The 16,734-nt window shown below is 50.4% G+C and carries 17 protein-coding genes; 13 read left to right on the top strand and 4 right to left on the bottom strand.

Annotation, left to right across the window (positions count from 1 at the left end; genetic code table 11):
* Positions 1-2: 2 nt before the first annotated feature.
* The 3 genes from JL719_RS06340 to JL719_RS06330 form a co-directional block, all read right to left on the bottom strand.
* Positions 3-1,193 carry a CBASS cGAMP synthase gene (locus JL719_RS06340; protein ID WP_026601832.1) on the bottom strand — a complete coding sequence of 397 codons (1,191 nt, stop codon included), beginning with the start codon at positions 1,191-1,193 and terminating at the stop codon, positions 3-5.
* Between the two features lie 3 nt (positions 1,194-1,196).
* Positions 1,197-2,216, bottom strand: a complete 1,020-nt coding sequence (locus JL719_RS06335) for a CBASS cGAMP-activated phospholipase (protein ID WP_026601833.1) — start codon at positions 2,214-2,216, stop codon at positions 1,197-1,199.
* A 100-nt stretch (positions 2,217-2,316) separates the two neighbouring features.
* Complete coding sequence (locus tag JL719_RS06330; protein WP_033158005.1) at positions 2,317-2,973, bottom strand: hypothetical protein; 657 nt, start codon at positions 2,971-2,973, stop codon at positions 2,317-2,319.
* Positions 2,974-3,427: 454 nt separating this feature from the next.
* On the opposite strand from JL719_RS06330, the gene JL719_RS06325 reads away from it, so the two are divergent.
* From JL719_RS06325 to JL719_RS06280, 10 genes are all read left to right on the top strand, one after another.
* On the top strand, positions 3,428-3,868 hold the full coding sequence (locus JL719_RS06325; RefSeq protein ID WP_026601835.1) for a single-stranded DNA-binding protein: 441 nt from the start codon (positions 3,428-3,430) through the stop codon (positions 3,866-3,868).
* A 146-nt stretch (positions 3,869-4,014) separates the two neighbouring features.
* Positions 4,015-5,079 (top strand): phage recombination protein Bet, encoded by a 1,065-nt coding sequence (gene bet, locus JL719_RS06320; RefSeq protein ID WP_026601836.1) that lies wholly within the window; start codon positions 4,015-4,017, stop codon positions 5,077-5,079.
* Between the two features lie 118 nt (positions 5,080-5,197).
* Positions 5,198-5,530 (top strand): hypothetical protein, encoded by a 333-nt coding sequence (locus JL719_RS06315; RefSeq protein WP_026601837.1) that lies wholly within the window; start codon positions 5,198-5,200, stop codon positions 5,528-5,530.
* On the top strand, positions 5,530-6,531 hold the full coding sequence (locus JL719_RS06310; RefSeq protein ID WP_026601838.1) for a YqaJ viral recombinase family nuclease: 1,002 nt from the start codon (positions 5,530-5,532) through the stop codon (positions 6,529-6,531). Before JL719_RS06315 ends, JL719_RS06310 begins: the two co-directional genes overlap by 1 nt.
* A gap of 222 nt (positions 6,532-6,753) precedes the next feature.
* The gene (locus JL719_RS06305) at positions 6,754-6,975 is read left to right on the top strand and encodes a hypothetical protein (RefSeq protein WP_026601839.1); all 222 of its coding nucleotides are present in this window, start codon (positions 6,754-6,756) and stop codon (positions 6,973-6,975) included.
* Between the two features lie 153 nt (positions 6,976-7,128).
* Positions 7,129-8,070 carry an AAA family ATPase gene (locus JL719_RS06300; RefSeq protein ID WP_026601840.1) on the top strand — a complete coding sequence of 314 codons (942 nt, stop codon included), beginning with the start codon at positions 7,129-7,131 and terminating at the stop codon, positions 8,068-8,070.
* A 2-nt stretch (positions 8,071-8,072) separates the two neighbouring features.
* Positions 8,073-8,840 (top strand): hypothetical protein, encoded by a 768-nt coding sequence (locus JL719_RS06295; protein WP_026601841.1) that lies wholly within the window; start codon positions 8,073-8,075, stop codon positions 8,838-8,840.
* Positions 8,841-8,923: 83 nt separating this feature from the next.
* On the top strand, positions 8,924-10,114 hold the full coding sequence (locus JL719_RS06290; RefSeq protein WP_026601842.1) for a DUF3150 domain-containing protein: 1,191 nt from the start codon (positions 8,924-8,926) through the stop codon (positions 10,112-10,114).
* Between the two features lie 84 nt (positions 10,115-10,198).
* Positions 10,199-12,013 (top strand): VWA domain-containing protein, encoded by a 1,815-nt coding sequence (locus JL719_RS06285; RefSeq protein WP_026601843.1) that lies wholly within the window; start codon positions 10,199-10,201, stop codon positions 12,011-12,013.
* Between the two features lie 350 nt (positions 12,014-12,363).
* The gene (locus tag JL719_RS06280; protein WP_026601844.1) at positions 12,364-12,900 is read left to right on the top strand and encodes a hypothetical protein; all 537 of its coding nucleotides are present in this window, start codon (positions 12,364-12,366) and stop codon (positions 12,898-12,900) included.
* Here the strand turns inward: JL719_RS06280 and JL719_RS06275 are convergent.
* Positions 12,878-13,255, bottom strand: coding sequence for a hypothetical protein (locus JL719_RS06275; RefSeq protein WP_026601845.1), 378 nt, complete (start codon positions 13,253-13,255; stop codon positions 12,878-12,880). The genes JL719_RS06280 and JL719_RS06275 overlap by 23 nt on opposite strands.
* 164 nt (positions 13,256-13,419) lie before the next feature.
* Here JL719_RS06275 and JL719_RS06270 point away from each other — a divergent pair, with 164 nt between their 5' ends.
* The 3 genes from JL719_RS06270 (at position 13,420) to JL719_RS06260 (ending at position 16,608) form a co-directional block, all read left to right on the top strand.
* On the top strand, positions 13,420-14,082 hold the full coding sequence (locus tag JL719_RS06270; RefSeq protein ID WP_026601846.1) for a 14-3-3 family protein: 663 nt from the start codon (positions 13,420-13,422) through the stop codon (positions 14,080-14,082).
* Between the two features lie 147 nt (positions 14,083-14,229).
* Entirely contained in the window at positions 14,230-14,730 is a 501-nt protein-coding gene (locus tag JL719_RS06265) for a hypothetical protein (protein ID WP_026601847.1), read from the top strand.
* 114 nt (positions 14,731-14,844) lie between these two features.
* On the top strand, positions 14,845-16,608 hold the full coding sequence (locus tag JL719_RS06260; RefSeq protein ID WP_026601848.1) for a DUF4942 domain-containing protein: 1,764 nt from the start codon (positions 14,845-14,847) through the stop codon (positions 16,606-16,608).
* Positions 16,609-16,734 lie beyond the last annotated feature (126 nt).

Below are 16,734 nucleotides of genomic sequence, written 5' to 3'. Positions count from 1 at the left end.
TCTTAACCAGCTTTTGTTCTGCGAACAACAGGCTGAGATACTCGTTGCGGGGGAGTTGTTCTGACTTCGTCGGCACCATTATCGACTTCGACCCAATCATGCTTATAAGGAATACGTTCACCTAATTTATTTTGGAGTTCAGTAATAGCTTGATGTTTCATGTGCCATTCATAGGAACGAGCCATTCGAATAGCTTGAACAAATTGTTTTGCTCGCTGTGCTGCTAGTGTTTTTTCAACATTTGATAATCGATTATTAAAGTCTTCTGCACCTTCATCAATACCAAACTCACGAATTTCGCCAAGAATCACATTCGAAAGATGTTCTGCGGAAGATTCTAAAACAAGGTCGTCGCGACCTCTATTAGGTTTAAAGGCTTGAGCTATTGCAATCATAATTGAAACTGATGTAGGTCCACCTCCATCCTTCCAATGATAATCCCTCCAAGCTTTAAGATAGCAGCAAACCCTTCGTAATTGTTCTCCATGCTCTTCTACCCTGTCATTGAACCACCTTGAAACAGCTTCTGGGTCCGAGGCTTTCCATTCCCCAGAACGCGTCGCCATCATGATGTCATCCAAGTCCTCCCAAACTTGCTCCGGAATTTCTCCAAATTCTGCACTTTCGGATAGAAAAGCTGAGTCATGAACCATGCTTCGCCCTCTGTTATCTATAGACAGTAGTGCTAAAGATTTCTCCACAATTTCATTAAATTTGTGTTCGGGAGCCGCGTATAGCGGAATATCAATATGGGCCCAGTTTGCTACTTGGATACGAATACAAGTCGATTTCCCTGTCTGTAACTCCCAACCTTTAGACTTACAGAGATCGTAAAGCAATCGCTCTACAAGATCGAAATAAAGCTTTGCCATGGCATGCGGAGGTCCATTTTGCTCCCACACCGCCACAGGAAGATAAACACCATAATCCCAATCCATTTCCTGGTGAGGAGAATATGCGGGCTGGATACATGTTTTATAAGACCATGAACCTTGCGTACGAAAGCGAGGTTCTACAGACTTATCCATATTCAATATCTTTCTGGTTGCCTCTTTAATTCTGGGGCGGAGATGGTCACGAATATCATTTTTACAAGAAACCAAGTAATCACGTTGTTCTTGAGATGGTCGAATAACCTCATTGAATACATCTTTCTCATCGGCATAGAAAAACAGCTTATTTAATTTCAGCATGAATTATCCTTTTTCAGAATTGGAATGTTCACCGTAATAAAATACGGGTGTCTTGGGCGTATGCTCCATAAAGCTATTAAATTTAGAGTTGCCAAGACAGATCTTTGCACTTTCGACTGCCGAACCTTGTAATACTTCTTGAGCAGCAATATCAACCTTGTCTAAGGAAACAGCATTCGCACGTTGATCTGTTAAATCTTCATCAATATGCATGTAATGTTCGGGTTTAAGGCGATGCTTCAACATGTAGTCGGTTAAAGACTCTTGAACTGATATTGACAACCCAAACAATTTTTTCGGAGTGTTGGCTGGATTCAACCCACCCCAATCAATTGTGCCGCCATCACGATTTTTTCGTGGATCAACAGTGAACTTGGACGACATTGTCCCTACGGATAAAAGGTGTATATTGTCTAAATTGTATTCAAAAAAATTCTCCGCCTCATGCAACGCTAATATTCCGGGTGCGTTTGCAAATAACCCACCGTCCACATATTGGTTATTATCAAATACATGTCGTGGGAAATACGCGGGAGCAGCACTAGTAGCTAATGCAATATCAGTGATCTTATGTTGGTGGTCAGTTTTGAAGTTTTTATGATGCGGAGTTTTAAATATAACTGGCTTACCGGTCGTGTAGTTGATTGCAGGAATTATTACAGGATGTTTTAATGAGCCTAACATGCGCTCACCAAATAATTTTTCATCGGAAAGCAGGTTTTTTAAAGAATTATTAGAATACAGTGCTTTAAACATACCAAAAAACGACCAGCGTTGTGGCTTAAAAATTTTATCTCCGTGCTTGACGAATAAATCCACAATGTCTTTAGCAGGTATTTCCAGTGCGAGTGCGAGTGCCAGAATTCCGCCTACAGAAGTACCAGCAATTAAGTCAAACTTTGTCGCTATTGGCGCTTTTATATCTTCCTCAATATTTGCTATTACCTTTGCAGTATAGAGACCCCGGTACCCTCCACCGGATAACGCAAGTATCTGAAACCGATCTACTGTTGACTCGCCCACATCATCCTCCAATGAAAATAATTCAATTGGCAAAGATGGGGATAGGCGACTAAGTTTTCAAGTTTGGTCCTGGCGTTTTTTTTGCCCAGATATTCTCTAACTATTGAGTTTTCTCCATAGTTATAACGTCGCCACCATTTTCAAGATCAGCCATGTCTTCGGGTTCTGCTTGTAATCCGGACTCTTCCCGTGCCAACCGCACCTCTTCACCATGCCCTTGCGCATATGCCGCCCGATGCGCCTGCCGTTCTATCGTGACGATGCGGTTGGCCAAACGCTGCAAGCGTTGCTGCCAATGGTAGCGGGCTTCCACGCAGTGCTTATTGTCGATGACCTGGCAAAGCCACAAGGTATCCATGACGATCATCAGTTGATCCAGTAAGCGAATCAGTTCAACGAACTGAGCAATTTGCGGCGATGCGATCTTGGCTACGAATTCGGTTGGATGAGTGTAGGTCGGCGTTTCGGTTATGCCGTTGTCGGCTTTGAGTTTTTCCAGGCGAGTTTTTTCCTGCTGAAGTTGCGTGGCGCAATCGGCAATCATCGTGCTGACGATAGCCTCGATTTCATCAATGGCTTGTTCCTGTCCGACGATGCGCAAAATCACATCGATCGCGTACAGCGACTTGATCAGACGGTCATAACTCTTGCGTATGACCCGAATCGCCTGTTCGCTGTTGATCTTGAAGGTGCGTTCGAATACCGGGCGGCTTATTTCAAGTCGAGCTGGTTTTACTGGTGCGGAGGTTTCAGCCATTTGCATTCCTTGATGAGTGTGGGATGGACTCCGATAGTAATCGAAGATTTTTTCATCCCTTTTGCAGCTAATGGTGAATTCGACATTAGCTGCAAGATCACTCCAAAAAATTTCTGCTTCAATGTTGGCAACCGTTGTTGGCCGGAGTTTGACCGGAATTTCGCGCAAATCGATCCTGCCCATCAACGCTATCCGACAGTTCATGTTGTCTTTCCAGACAACTTGATCCGGTTTCGACCGGCGTTCCGTCTTCAGGCGGCGTAGGTGGTTTTCATCGGCGAGTCAGGTGCGTCAAGCCTGATGTGATTTCTGTTGTTTGATCAGTTTTCGACCCTACCCTGTCTTGGGAACGCCTATTCCCCTGCTGGGGAGTATGCCTCCGGGATCCAACCCATCACCGCGCAGGTGGGTTTATTTCTCACTTGTCGGGCGCGGCCAATTGGAGGATTTCATCATGGCAAGTCGTGGTGTAAACAAAGTCATATTGCTGGGCCGACTCGGCGCCGATCCGGATATTCGGTATTTACCCAATAACGGCGGCAAGGTGGTGGCAATACGTTTGGCGACTAGCGAAGTCTGGAAAGACCAAGCTAAAGCCAAACAAGAACACACCGAGTGGCACCGGTTGGTGTTTTTCAAAAAACTGGCCGATACGGCCGAGCAGTATCTGCGCAAAGGCAGCAAGATCTATGTGGAAGGTAGTCTTCGCACCCAGCAATGGGATAAAAATGGCGAAAAACGCTACCGCACGGAAGTGGTTGTCCGTGAGTTACAGATGCTGGACCGTGCTGATGAAAACGGGGCTCCTCGTCACTCCAGTCAACCCTCTACACCGCCTACTGCGGCTAATGACGCAGGTTTGGATGAGGATTTCGATGACATTCCGTTTTTCTGAGTAGCTTTTTGCCCTTGTTATTCGCTATTCAGATTGATCTTTAATTAACCCGCCTGGCAGCATCCGCTGTTTAGGTGTTTCACCCCATGGGGACGTCACTCCCCAGATGGGGCATTGCGTCCTCTATTTTTTTAAGGAGACACGCCATGAGCAATCAACCTCGCAATAATCCTGTAAAAACCCGCAATTTGCCAATGCCCATCGATGTCAATCAGGTCTATGGCATTTCGGAGCAGTCCTGGAAAGTCCTCACCGACGTGACGTTCCCAACCGCTAAAACCCCGGAAGCCATCATGATGGCGCTGGATTACTGCAAGGCCCGCAAACTGGATATATTCAAAAAACCAGTTCATGTGGTGCCGATGTGGAGTGCCGCCTTGGGTCGTAATGTCGAAACTGTCTGGCCGTCCATCATGGAAATCCAGACTACTGCGTCGCGTACCGGTGTTTGGGCCGGCATGGATAGACCGGTTTGGGGACCTGACATCACCAAGACCTTCACCGGCCGCTACAAAGACGACAACGAGCAATGGCAAGAATCCAGTGTCACCGTAACCTTCCCGGAATGGGTCGCGGTCACGGTGTACCGGATTGTTGGCGGCAAGCGCTGTGCATTCACCGAGGAAGTGTATTGGCAAGAAGCCTATAGCACCGCCGGCGGTAAAAACTCACAAGTGCCTACGGCTATGTGGATCAAACGGCCGAAAGGTCAGTTGGCCAAGTGCGGTAAAGCCGCTTCGCTACGTGCAGCCTTTCCGGAGGAGTGCGGATACGCCGCCGAGGAAATGGATGGCAAAAGCATCGACGACATGAATGACAGCAGCGTGATTAACGGCACTGCCAGTCGTATCGACGAAGCGGACGTTATCGATGATGCGATTGTCGGCAGCGTCGAACCACCGCGGGTGATTGATTTATCCATGATACCGCCCAAGGTGCAAAAAGCCGTCAGTGAACTGGTTAGGCGCACAGCACTTGCCGGCGCCTGGAAAGCTGCCTACGACTATGCCAATAACAAGTTTGTGGGACTGGATCTGACCTATGCCATTGCTGAACTGGATAAAGCATCAGCGGTTGCCAAGACCACATCGGCTCAGGGTGATGTTAATCATCAGCCCCAAGACGCTTCTGGTATGCCACCCGCTCATGATCCGGCTTCGGAGGCGTTGAACAAGGCTCGCGAGACCTTGGGATCGACGCGTCAGTCATAGCCGTTTTAGCTATCAACCGCCGGTAAATTGCCGGTGACTATTTTCAACCCTACCTGGGCGTCCTGAATCGCCCTTGGGGTGAAATTCATGACGCCCTTTTTGTTTATGAGGAGATGTCATGAATGCCATTGATCAATCATCCAACCGCATACCGTGTCATACCGACTGGCATCGCTACGATTCACCCACGGTGATTCGCCGGCATGGCCGTGGTTACTTGGAGCGTAACTGGAGTCCGGGCAATCCTGTCCATGAAATCCAAGCGCCTACCAAGCCAGAACTGCAAAGTCTGGTCGAAAGCTATGGCGGTTTGGTCATGCCGACCCCCGATCTCGTGTTGCTGCTGTTTGCAGACTATCACTGGGCCCGGCGTTGTGAGAACCAACTCATCAAACGCGGCGTGTCGACACTGCGCCTAGGCTGCCATATCCAATTGCAGGAGTATCGGTGATGAAAGTCATCAATGTCTCTCAGCGATCGCCGGAATGGCGGTTATGGCGTTCACAAGGGCTTAGTGCCAGTGAGGCGGCGATCATTATGAATCGTTCGCCGCACAAGACGCCTTGGCGATTGTGGGCCGAAAAGACTGGTCTCGTGCTGGAACAAAGCCTGGACAACAATCCGTTGATCCGAGTAGGTATCGAGCAAGAACCAGAAGCCTTACAGCGCTTTGAAGATAAACACGATGTCATGCTGCTGCCCCTCTGCGGCGAATCAGATTGGTATTCGCTAATGCGGGCGTCCTTCGATGGTTTGTCGGAAAACAACGAACCGGTTGAAATCAAATGCCCGCATGAAACGACTTTTCTGGATGTGGTGCTAAACCGTGAGCAATCTGAAGCCTATCAACTTTACTGGTGCCAAGTGCAACAGCAAATGCTGGTGGCGGATGCACAGCGCGGCTTTTTGTTCTTCTATCACCAAGGTCAGGATGTGGAGTTTGAGATCGAGCGGGATGAAGTCTTTTTAAACCGGCTCGTCGATACCGCCATGGAATTCTGGTCGAACGTCAAACAGCGACAGGAACCCGAAAAAAATCCTGACCGCGATCTTTATCTACCCAAAGGCCATGCCGAACTGCAATGGCAGCAATTGGCGGCGAATTATCGCGACCATGCGGTAAAGATCGATGACCTGAAAGCTCAGCTCAAAGCGTTGGAAGCCACTCAATTCGACATCGAGCAAACCTTGGTGTTGTTGATGGGGGATTTCATGGCAGCCGAGCATTCTGGCTTACGTGTCAGTCGCTTTCAGATCCAAGGCAGTGTGGATTACAAAGCGGTGATGAAGGCCTTACTGCCGGATGTCACCGAAGCAATGCTTGACACTTATCGAAAACAACCGTCCAGCCGCATCCGCATAACCTGTCGGGATGACTCCGGCAGGCTGGCGGAAGTGCCTTTTGATGCTGACGCGTTGAAAGAGATGGTCGGTGCTGATTTCTGGTTCTGATCTCGGGTTTTGACGTCAGTGAAGAAAATTTAGCTGGAAAACAGTTTGGCTGTTTCATTCGAAACACGCTGAATCCGGTGTGAACCGGCGTTCCGCTATCAGGCGGCATGAAGGTGAATAACGTTTATGTATCAGGTGCGTCAAGCCTGGTTTGCAGTCCCGTCGGGGTTCATCACCCTAGCGGGTCATGGTGGCCCCTTTTATCAACAAAGGAGGTTCGCTATGAATAAAGACTTTTGGAAATGCCTATTTTGCTGGTTGGAAACGGCCAGTGTGGACGAGATTAGAGATAAACAGCGTGTGGTTCGGCAGATGCTCGGTCAAACCCGAGATCCGGATTTCAAAGCCGACATTCGTCGTATTTTGCGCTTTATGGACGAGGAAATCCTCGCCCGCGCGGAATTGGCGAACCTGATGCGAATGTCAGTATCGATGCCTCGCTAAAGGTAGTTTTGACACCACTTTAACCTTTTATCGTTCAACGTACTAACCCCCTGGCTAGCCAGGAATTTATCTCAACCCGACGGGGACACACTACCCGTCAGGGGAATGGTGCGCCTCGTGTTGCGGGTTTAACCCAAACATAAGGAGTTCACCATGTATCAATCCTATTCGATTGCCGACACCTTCGGCATACCTGCACCGGTCTCCATGAAAGTGGAAGGCTTTATCCCAGGACAAAACGCTTATGTCCCGGCGCAAAAACCCTATGTGTTTCGCAAGGATCATTTGCGCGACGTATTGGCGTTTTTAGGTTCTGCTAATGGTGACGGCTTATATCTGACTGGTCCTACCGGTTCCGGTAAAACCTCGTTGTTGGAACAAGTCGCTGCGCGTCTCAATTGGGGTGTGCATTCGGTCACCGGCCATGGTCGACTGGAACTCAACGATCTGCTCGGCCAATACATGCTGGTCGACGGCGGTGCGATGAAGTGGATCGATGGCCCCTTGACCTTGGCGGTACGCTTGGGCCATGTGTTGTTGATCAACGAAATCGATGCCATTGATCCCGCAGAGTTGATCGGCCTGAATGAAATCGTCGAAGGCAAGCCGTTGACGATTCCGCAGACCGGCGATGTGATTGCCCCACATCCCAAATTCCGTTTGGTCGCCACCGGCAATAGTGCAGGTAGCGGCGATCAGTCGGGCTTGTATCAGGGCGTGTTACGTCAAAACCTGGCGTTTCTGGATCGCTTTCGTTTAATGGAAGTCGGTTACCCGGAGCCTGAAGACGAAATGAAACTGTTGGCCGATGTGGTGCCGAGCATGCCGGAAACGGTGCGCGAAAGCATGATCAAGGTCGCCAATCAGATTCGCAAGGTGTTTATCGGTGGTGTCGATGGTAGCGGTATGTTATCCGTGACCCTGTCGACCCGCGGTTTAGTGCGTTGGGCGTCATTGGTGGCCACCTTCAAAAGTGCGCCCAATGCCTTGGCCTATTCGCTGGATCGGGCCTTGACCTTCCGAGCCGAGCCCGCCGAACGCGAAGCGATTCATCGCATCGCCAAGGATGTGTTTGGCGATGACTGGCAGGTCTAGTCATGGCCGCCTGGAATCTCTATCGTCATCATAACAGTGACGGCAGTTCTAAAGACTGGGCGGTCAGGAGTAACTCGGATGGCAGTATAACTACTCGTTGGGGCAAAACGGCAGATCGATTGCCGGGCGTAAGTAACCGTTACGGCCTGAAGCAACCCGACATCGAACGACAAAAACAGGCCAAAGGCTATGTGTTGGTCGCCGAGGTGGATATTGATGTTAACGGCAATGTGGTGGTTCCGGGTAAGACTCCGGCAACGTCATCACAATTGCCTGAACCTGATGCAAATCCCGAGTCTGTGCCAGCACCGCCAGTCGAGGCACTTTATTGGACCATTGATTGCCATGCAAAGCAGTCTATCCGTGTGGAATTGGGTATCGAGATCGAGCGACTGATCGGCGTTATTCAATCGGTATCGGATCAGCAATCTAAGCCTGAACAAGACTGGGATGGTTGGCAACAATTGATTGATACCACCCTCAATGCTGAAACCTTTGAACTAAGTGGTCAGATCAAATCAGTGCATGGTGTTTTGCCCTGGCTGTTTTTACTGGCACTGAAAGCAAAAGGCTTTAAAGGCGCGGACATTGATATTGCCACCGAAACCGCCCGAGATCTCTCGGCCGATCTGAAAGCTGAACAGGACGTGCTGGCATTTTTCGGCACCGACCTCGACAGTATTCGTGAAACTGCTGAAATCTTAGGTCTACTCAAACCCCGATTAAATCTGGCAGCGGCCATGTCCGACACGGACGACTGCTGGTTTTAACCCATATTGTTTTTTATTTAACCCGAAAGGGGCGCATCGGCCCCAACGGGATGGGTGTGCCTCTAATTTTTTAGGAGGTTCCCATGTCTCATGAAACGCAAGTGATATTAGATCGCGTGGTATTGGTGAAAGTCGAAGCCAATATCTACGGCGCACGCAAGAAACTGAAAAAAGAAGACCTGGTGCTGGCCGATGGTAGCAAATTGCCGCCGGAGGATTTAGCCAGCCTAGGCTCCAAACGTTTGCTCGATCCCGATAAGCTGACGGTATTCAACCGCCTGAAGAAAGAAGCTGAACGCATATGTTTGCGCGTCGGCACCCGCTTTCTGGGTGGTTTTGCCGTGCCGGTTGAGTCCGCAGCCAGCATTACTGCTGAACTCGAGCGCATTGCGCTGGATTTTGCAGCAGCTAAAACCGAGTTTATTGCCGGTTACGATGCGGCGGTCACTGACTGGGTGGTTCGCCATCCGGAATTTGCCGGCATCATCGAACAAGCGGTGGATTCAGTGGAGTTTGTCTCGACGCGACTATCGTTTGATTTTCTGGTGGTGAGTGTCGGTTTACCCGATAGCTTGCCGCCGGCGGATGTTGCACGTCTGGAAAGCAAAATCGGTTCACTCAGTGAGCAGATGTTCTACGAAATCTCCGTGGAAGCCAATCAACTCATCGAGCAGTCGTTGCTAGGTAAGGAGCAAGTGACGCGTAATGCGTTACGGCCGATTCGCCGCATGCGCGACAAGCTCGATGGGCTAGGTTTTCTGGATCATCGGGTCGCGCCGGTCGTCAGCACCATTGACGATTTATTGGCGAGAATTCCCAACAAAGGCGCTATTGAAGGCAGCATTTTGCAGGAGATTCTAGCCACGGCGATGCTGTTGTCCGATCCGGATAAAACCCGGCGGCACGGCGAAGGACTTTTGACGACTCAACCGCCCGTTGTTGAAGAGACTGAAGAAGTCATCGAATACGCGGAGCCCGAGCCACCAGCAGTACTCGTCGCGCCAACAGCACCAACACCAGTCATCGCTGAAAGCGTTTCAGACACTCCCGATTTTACCGATCTGTTTGATGGCATCTTTGATGATGAACTCGAAGCGGAATCGACAGCGGATAACTGGGCGCTTGAGGTCTTGCTGGATAAAAGTCAGACCGCTCTAAAAACCGGTAACGATACCGATGAATCCAACCCTTCTGAGCATTCAGCAGAACCTGAAACGGTGACTGCGGGAGACGATGAGGAGGCGGACGATTCTGACCAGGACTACTGGTTCTGATCTGACGCCATTTAACTATTCACCCACTGGGGCAAATTCATGTCCCTCTGGGGTCGTGGTTTGCTCCAACTTTTGGAGCAAACCATGAAAAATAGAACCTTACACCACGCATTTCCCATCGTCGCGGCGGCCATTGGCAATCGCTTTGGCATTAAAGTCTGTGTCGGCGGAGATCAAGCCGAAACCGATGGCCAAACCATTTGGCTGCCGGCCTATGAGGGCGACGATGCGGATTATCAGGATTACGCCTGGGGGCTATTGGCTCATGAAGCCGCGCATATTCGTTATTCGGATTTTACGCTGCGCTATGGCAGTTCGGTATTACGGCGGCGCTTATGCAATGCGATTGAAGATGTCCGTATCGAGCACGAACTGGCCAAGGACTTTCCGGGTACCAGGCTGACGATACGCACGGTGATTGAAAAGATGATTGCCAAAGGCGACTTTGTGGCCAACAGCATTGATGATCATCCGGCCAATATCCTCTATAGTTTTGTCTTGAAAAGTTTGCGTGCCAGGGTGTTGGGTCAAACGGCCTTACTGCCTTTGGTCGAGCAAACCGAAATGGCGCTGAAGGCAAAGTTTCCGAAAGGTGCGGTGACCCGGCTGAAAGGCTTGTTGTCCGAAGTGCCGATGGGTTTGCAGTCTGAATCCGATTGCCTGCAATTGACTGATCGCATCCTGACCATGATTGAGCAGGAATTCGAGCAACAACGGCAGCGCAATCAGCAATCGGCAGATGATGGAAACACCCCTGAACCGGATGATACGGATCAGGATACTGAATCAGCCGATTCGGACGATTCGAATGGCTCGGATTCCCAGGATGAAATGGAGCCCAATGAACGATTGCCCGCCGACACTGACGACGATCCGTCATCAGCATCGGCGGGTAGCGATGATTCAAATCCGGAAAATCCTGACGATGAGCCGACAACGCACTCCGATAACAATTCATCCAACCCACAAGGGGATGCTGAAGAGGTCACGGAAATTGCCGACCCGATGGGCATCTTACAAACCCTGTTGTCCGCTGGTGACAGTGACATCGAGCAAGACCTTTTCGAATCGCTGAAATCCGCGTTGTCGTTGGCAGCGGAAAACGCATCGGAACTGCTGATGCCCAGTGGCATCGAGCCGCCTATGGACGATCGGGCGGGTGCGTTTTTGCTGCGTAAGGTGCAAAGCGAATCGGGGAAAATCCGTGCTGCTCTACAAGGCTTGGTGCAATCGCAAACCATCAACCGCTCGCAACACGCATGTCGTGGACGTCGGATGGATGGCAAGCGTTTACACCGCTTGCCACTGGGTGAAACCAAACTGTTTCAGCGCAAAGAGATCAAAGCGTCACCCAATACGGCCATTCATCTGTTACTCGATAAATCCGAAAGCATGGGTTATCAGGTCACCGATAGCCAAGGTCAGTCCGTTGGATCACGAATGCCAATTGCGTTGGAAGCGACCTTGGCACTGGCGTTGGCCTTTGAAGGCATTCCGGGGGTTAACCCTGGCGTGACTGCGTTTCCAGGCCATCAAAACGATTCGGTATTCCGATTACTGGAGCATGGCCAACGCGTGAACGCCCGAACCGGCGCCTTTTCGCTAGCCGCTACGGGTAGTACGCCGATGACCGAAGCGATTTGGTTTGGTGCGGCGTCGCTGCTGCGTTGCCGGGAACCGCGCAAGGTATTGATGGTAATGACCGATGGTCAACCCAACGATACCTTGAGCACGCTGGATATTTTGCAGCGTTGCCGGGATAGCGGTATTGAAACGGTCGGCATTGGTTTGGGGCTGGATGTCAGTCATCTATTCCCGATTGCCATTACCATCAACGAGCTTCAGGAGTTGAGAGCGCAATTGTTCGATCTCTCGAAAGCGGTGTTGTTGGCGGCCTAAATCACCGCCAGTCAATTATCCGTAGCCCAATCCTTAGGTCATAACCTAAGCGATTGTGGCTATGGGTAGCTGATTGTCTCCAGGTTTGTCGAATGCACTCACTTCCTAGAGCTCATTCAACAAACAGACATTTCATGCGTTCTTTCCAGAATGCTGAATCCGACTTTGGTCGGCGTTCCGTCTTTAAGCGGCGAGCACGTTAAACCGTGATCGTGTCGGGTGCGTTAAGCCCGATGTAAATCGCAGAGGTATTCACCCCTGCAAATCTAAAACCCGCTTCGGGCGACCATCGCCCGGCCGGGTGCTGTTCATTCGAAGTGCTTTCTTAAATTTTATAAAGGAGAACTTCAATGAACTTTATCTTCGGCATCATTATTTTGGCGATGTTTATTCTCGCCTTGCGAGTCCTTTGGGCAACGGCGTTGCAAATGTTTAATGCTTTGAAACATGCGTCTCAAACATTTCGCAGCTATCAAAGCAAGCGCCAATCGCGAAACCGATTACCGGTGATCATGTCCAGCATCCGTCATGAGGTGGATTGGTTGGCCCTATCGGATTCGGTGCGACAGGAAATTCATAGTCGCAACGCAGGCTCCAATCGGCAAGTTGATCGATTGGATGAGGAGTTGCAGGTAAAAACCAAAACCATGGAACTGATCAAGGCCGATATTCAACTTGCCAAGTTGCAGCTGGAATTGGAAAAAGTCAGGCCAATGGCAGCTTTAGATGAGTCGAAAGCCGGTAAACCGACAAAACGCTCGAAAAAAGCTACTTCGGTGATGGATCATGATTTATCAAAATCATCCCATCCTGTACGCCAATTACGGACTGCTCTCAAGTCTGGCAATGGCCTGGTGATTCAGGCTAATGAGCTTGCCCACCATTGAAAACCGACCACTGAGCACCCGTTTGTGTTTTGACGATACGAACGGGGTTTCTGTTGATGGGGTGATCAAATTGAGTCGGCAATAAGTCTGATGGCAACAAAGCCGAAAGATCTTGTTGGCTATCTCGCCTGAGTTGACGAATACGACTTAATAGCGTCCAAGCGATTTCTGGATCGTCAATATCGTTCAAGACTTCTGCTTCGGCGGCATCCAAATCAGCAAATAATTTTTTGCAGATTGATGTGGATTGATCGTTGGAGTCCAACGGAATCGCCATCGGTTTTCGACTTGGATACGGCTCCTTGGTCTGCTTAGGACTGAGGAAATCAAAAATGCACAAAATATCGTCAAACATGGCTCGTTCTCTGCTTTTTAAAGAGTTTTAGCCACCATATACCGTTTTTTGCGCGAATTCAACCCCGCTGTGCGAGCCGATTTTCGGCTTTATTCAGCGATTTTTACCTGCGGGAACCTCATCCTGCCGGGTGGTCGTTCCTGCATTTTTTGGAGGACATGACCATGAAAAAAATCAACCAATCCAGCAGTGGCACAACCCCTGCCGAAAACAGCGCGGTTCGCTATCTGAATCAATACCGCTGCCCTTACTGCCAAACCGAATGGGAGGATGTATGGGATTGCGGCTGTAACGATCGCTGCCCGGACTGCAACAAGGAGATCGAGCCTTATGAAAGCGCATTGATCGAGGGTGAGTCGGCGGAAACCGAATTGCCAGTCGAAGAACCCGCCTCAGCCAATGTCACGGCGGCTGGGGTTAATCGGTTCTTCGTAGTTTCCTACGAAATCGACTATGTGCACCGGGTGTCGGTGGGTATTACCGCGGATAGTCCCGAAGCGGCACAACAGATTGCCGAGCAGGCATTCAACGATGCCAGCATTTGGGACGACACCGCTGCTATGCCGTTATTGTCCGATGAATACCATGAAGTGGAGGGTGAAAGCTTGGTCTGGGAATGCGTTGCCGTTGCACAGTTTCCGGAACCGGATTATTCGGTACGGCAATTGAAGAAAGAGCAAGCGGCCATGAGGGTTTGCCGAGGTTTGGTTGAAGCCTATCAACAAGGCGAAGCCAACGGCGGCAGTATCGATTGGGACGATTTGGATCAGTTGATTCCTGTGGCATTGCAAGCCTTGGGAAAACCTGCACTGGAAAACAAATCCTAAAAAATAGTGCGTCGTTCAGACGCGTAATTCGTAAATGCCTGAGTTAGCCAAGTCATTCGATTCGGTGCTTATTTTTATCCACCCACACGGGAATGTCCTATTCCCGCAGGGGAATCGTGATGTTTCCGTTTTTTTGAGGACAACATCATGAACTCACACATCTTTGAACACACCTTCAGCACAGGTCATTGCATCCAGTATCAGCGTTTGCCATCCGGCACCTGTTATCACGCCGACACACCGGAACCGGTGGTCGAGTTGTTGGAACAGCTTCGCCATAGCCGGCGCAAAATCCGGCTGTATTACGGCGATCCAGCTACCGGTCAGTCCTGGCTCGATGAACACGATGTCATCGGCTGGATTGGCCGCTCGACCGGTACGATCAAAGTGCTGCTATTGATCGAACCCGGCGACATTGGTGGTCCGGCCTTGCTGGATCAGTGCATCGTTCGAATCGACAGCCCACGCCAGGTGCTTTACCAACATGATGATTTTCGGGTTGGCGAGGTGGAACTGGTTAGAGGTGAGCTTAAACGCTTGCCCTGGGAAATCTGGATCGACGGCAGCGTGCATGCCCGGTTCAAGGCAAAAAATGAAGCCCGGCAGTATCAGGACTTCATTCAAGGTAAGCGGTTTGCGTTGATCTGACGCGCCGTTTGATTTCGACACTCGGTTAAACCGAGATTTTTTATTTTACCCCTGCGGGATGATTCTATCCCGCCAGGGATAAATCGGTCGTCAGGGGATTCTTTGGAGTACACCATGACAGACCCTTATCAATATTACCCCACGCCAGAAGCACTGAGTCGTAAAGCTTGGGAGATGTTCAAGAACCAGCAATTCGCTCGGGTATTAGAGCCTTCAGCAGGCGAAGGACATTTGCTTCGTCCAGGGCCATACCAGTACGGTAAACGTTTGCCGATCGATTGCATTGAAATCGATATCCGCAAACACGCGGTTCTGCGCGATGAAGGTTATGCGGTGGTAGGGATGGATTTTCTGCAGTTTCAAAGCGGCAGTGTCTATTCTCACATCATCATGAATCCGCCGTTTGCCGAAGGCGCCAAACACGTGTTGAAGGCTTGGGAGATATTGTTTGACGGTGAAATCGTCGCCATTCTCAATGCCGAAACCGTGCGCAATCCGTTTTCGAAAGAACGCCAGCTGTTATTACGGTTGATCGAGCAGCACGGCGAGGTCGAGTTTCTGCAAGAAATGTTCGCCGGCGAGGATGCCGAACGCAAAACGCCGGTCGACGTGGCCCTGATCTGGTTGAAAAAAACTTCGACGTTCGAACAGGACATCCTCGGCAGTATTCTGGACGATTTGCGCCAGGATAGGCGGGAGGCCGACGATTTAGCGGGCGAATTTCAACTGCCCCATGAGCTGGCCTTGCCGAATGCCTTCATCGATAACGCGGTGTTGATGTTCAATGCCGCGGTCGAAGCAGCGCGACAGGCCGTGGTCAGTGAAGCCCGAGCCAGCCGTTATCGAACCATGCTGGGCAAAACGCTCGGCGAACTGAGCGGTGGCGGTATCAGCAGTGAAGACGAGTCGTCTTCGGATGCGGTGAAACTGACACTGTTTAAACGCTATCACGATCTGAAGAATCGGGCCTGGGCCAGCATCTTACGCTCGACACAGGTCACATCACGCTTGTCATCGGCAGCGCAGAAACGCTTGGAGTCAGATTTCGAAACGGTGAAGTCCTTGGAATTTACCGTGCCGAATATCTATGGATTTCTGCAAGGCATCATCGATCAGCAAGGTGAAATTCAACTGAGCATGGTGTGCGATGTGTTCGATCTGATCACCCGCTATTACAGCGATAACGCGGTGTTTTACATGGGCTGGAAATCCAATGACAAACACCGCACGCTGGGCATGCGGATCAAAACCACTCGGTTCGTTCTACCAGGGCACAAAGTTGAGTCGTACCATAGTAGTCTGAACTGGGAGTCAGAACGGCTGTTAGCGGATTTCGACAAGGTGTTTGCCTTGCTCGATGGTAAGACCGAAGCGGAAGTGAGTTTGGTGTCGGTGTTTCGACAGCATTTTCACGCGCTTCGGGTTGGAGAACGGATAGGCGGCAGTTATTTTGACGTTCGCTATTATCCGGGCGTCGGCACCATTCACTTTTTTCCGAAAAGTAAAACCCTGATCGACCGGATGAACCGTTGGGTTGGCCGCCAGCGCCGCTGGTTACCGCCCGTGGATACGCAAGCCGGTCATGGTTTCTGGCAGCAGTTCGACCAGGCAGAGAACTTAGATCGGGCGTTTCACACCGAAGTGAACAAGCAGTGTCCACGCAGTAGCCGGCATGTCCATTTCGATCCCTTTTGGGCGATCAAGCACGGCGGCGAGTCGGAACGGGAAAAAGGTCATTGTCTGTTAACCCAGGCGATGAGCAGCGTATTGACCAGCCGAGGCATCGATCCCGATGCGGTATTGGAAAACGAACAATCCAGCTTGTTGGAATGGACGGGCTCCCTACCATCGACTACAGACCTGGCTTTGGCATCGTAATTCGGCGTTAGACCGGCCTTTAACTTAACCACTGGCCTAGCCAGTATCACCCGCCTCGGGGAGATGATCCGTTCTCCCCGTCGGGGTTGGACTGTGTCGTGTCCTCGGGGCTTTTTTATACCTGGA

The organism is Methylomonas sp. LW13, from assembly GCF_016865255.1.
Lineage (GTDB): Bacteria > Pseudomonadota > Gammaproteobacteria > Methylococcales > Methylomonadaceae > Methylomonas.
The sequence above is the reverse complement of the archived record's forward strand: the minus strand, read 5'-3'. Positions and strand labels throughout refer to the sequence as shown.

Bases quoted from the DNA above. Each gene is read 5' to 3' on its own strand.
- JL719_RS06340 (WP_026601832.1), bottom strand. From the start codon at position 1,193: ATGCTGAAATTAAATAAGCTGTTTTTCTATGCCGATGAGAAAGATGTA.
- JL719_RS06330 (WP_033158005.1), bottom strand. From the start codon at position 2,973: ATGGCTGAAACCTCCGCACCAGTAAAACCAGCTCGACTTGAAATAAGC.
- JL719_RS06325 (WP_026601835.1), top strand. From the start codon at position 3,428: ATGGCAAGTCGTGGTGTAAACAAAGTCATATTGCTGGGCCGACTCGGC.
- bet (WP_026601836.1), top strand. From the start codon at position 4,015: ATGAGCAATCAACCTCGCAATAATCCTGTAAAAACCCGCAATTTGCCA.
- JL719_RS06315 (WP_026601837.1), top strand. From the start codon at position 5,198: ATGAATGCCATTGATCAATCATCCAACCGCATACCGTGTCATACCGAC.
- JL719_RS06310 (WP_026601838.1), top strand. From the start codon at position 5,530: ATGAAAGTCATCAATGTCTCTCAGCGATCGCCGGAATGGCGGTTATGG.
- JL719_RS06305 (WP_026601839.1), top strand. From the start codon at position 6,754: ATGAATAAAGACTTTTGGAAATGCCTATTTTGCTGGTTGGAAACGGCC.
- JL719_RS06300 (WP_026601840.1), top strand. From the start codon at position 7,129: ATGTATCAATCCTATTCGATTGCCGACACCTTCGGCATACCTGCACCG.
- JL719_RS06295 (WP_026601841.1), top strand. From the start codon at position 8,073: ATGGCCGCCTGGAATCTCTATCGTCATCATAACAGTGACGGCAGTTCT.
- JL719_RS06290 (WP_026601842.1), top strand. From the start codon at position 8,924: ATGTCTCATGAAACGCAAGTGATATTAGATCGCGTGGTATTGGTGAAA.
- JL719_RS06285 (WP_026601843.1), top strand. From the start codon at position 10,199: ATGAAAAATAGAACCTTACACCACGCATTTCCCATCGTCGCGGCGGCC.
- JL719_RS06280 (WP_026601844.1), top strand. From the start codon at position 12,364: ATGAACTTTATCTTCGGCATCATTATTTTGGCGATGTTTATTCTCGCC.
- JL719_RS06275 (WP_026601845.1), bottom strand. From the start codon at position 13,255: ATGTTTGACGATATTTTGTGCATTTTTGATTTCCTCAGTCCTAAGCAG.
- JL719_RS06270 (WP_026601846.1), top strand. From the start codon at position 13,420: ATGAAAAAAATCAACCAATCCAGCAGTGGCACAACCCCTGCCGAAAAC.
- JL719_RS06265 (WP_026601847.1), top strand. From the start codon at position 14,230: ATGAACTCACACATCTTTGAACACACCTTCAGCACAGGTCATTGCATC.
- JL719_RS06260 (WP_026601848.1), top strand. From the start codon at position 14,845: ATGACAGACCCTTATCAATATTACCCCACGCCAGAAGCACTGAGTCGT.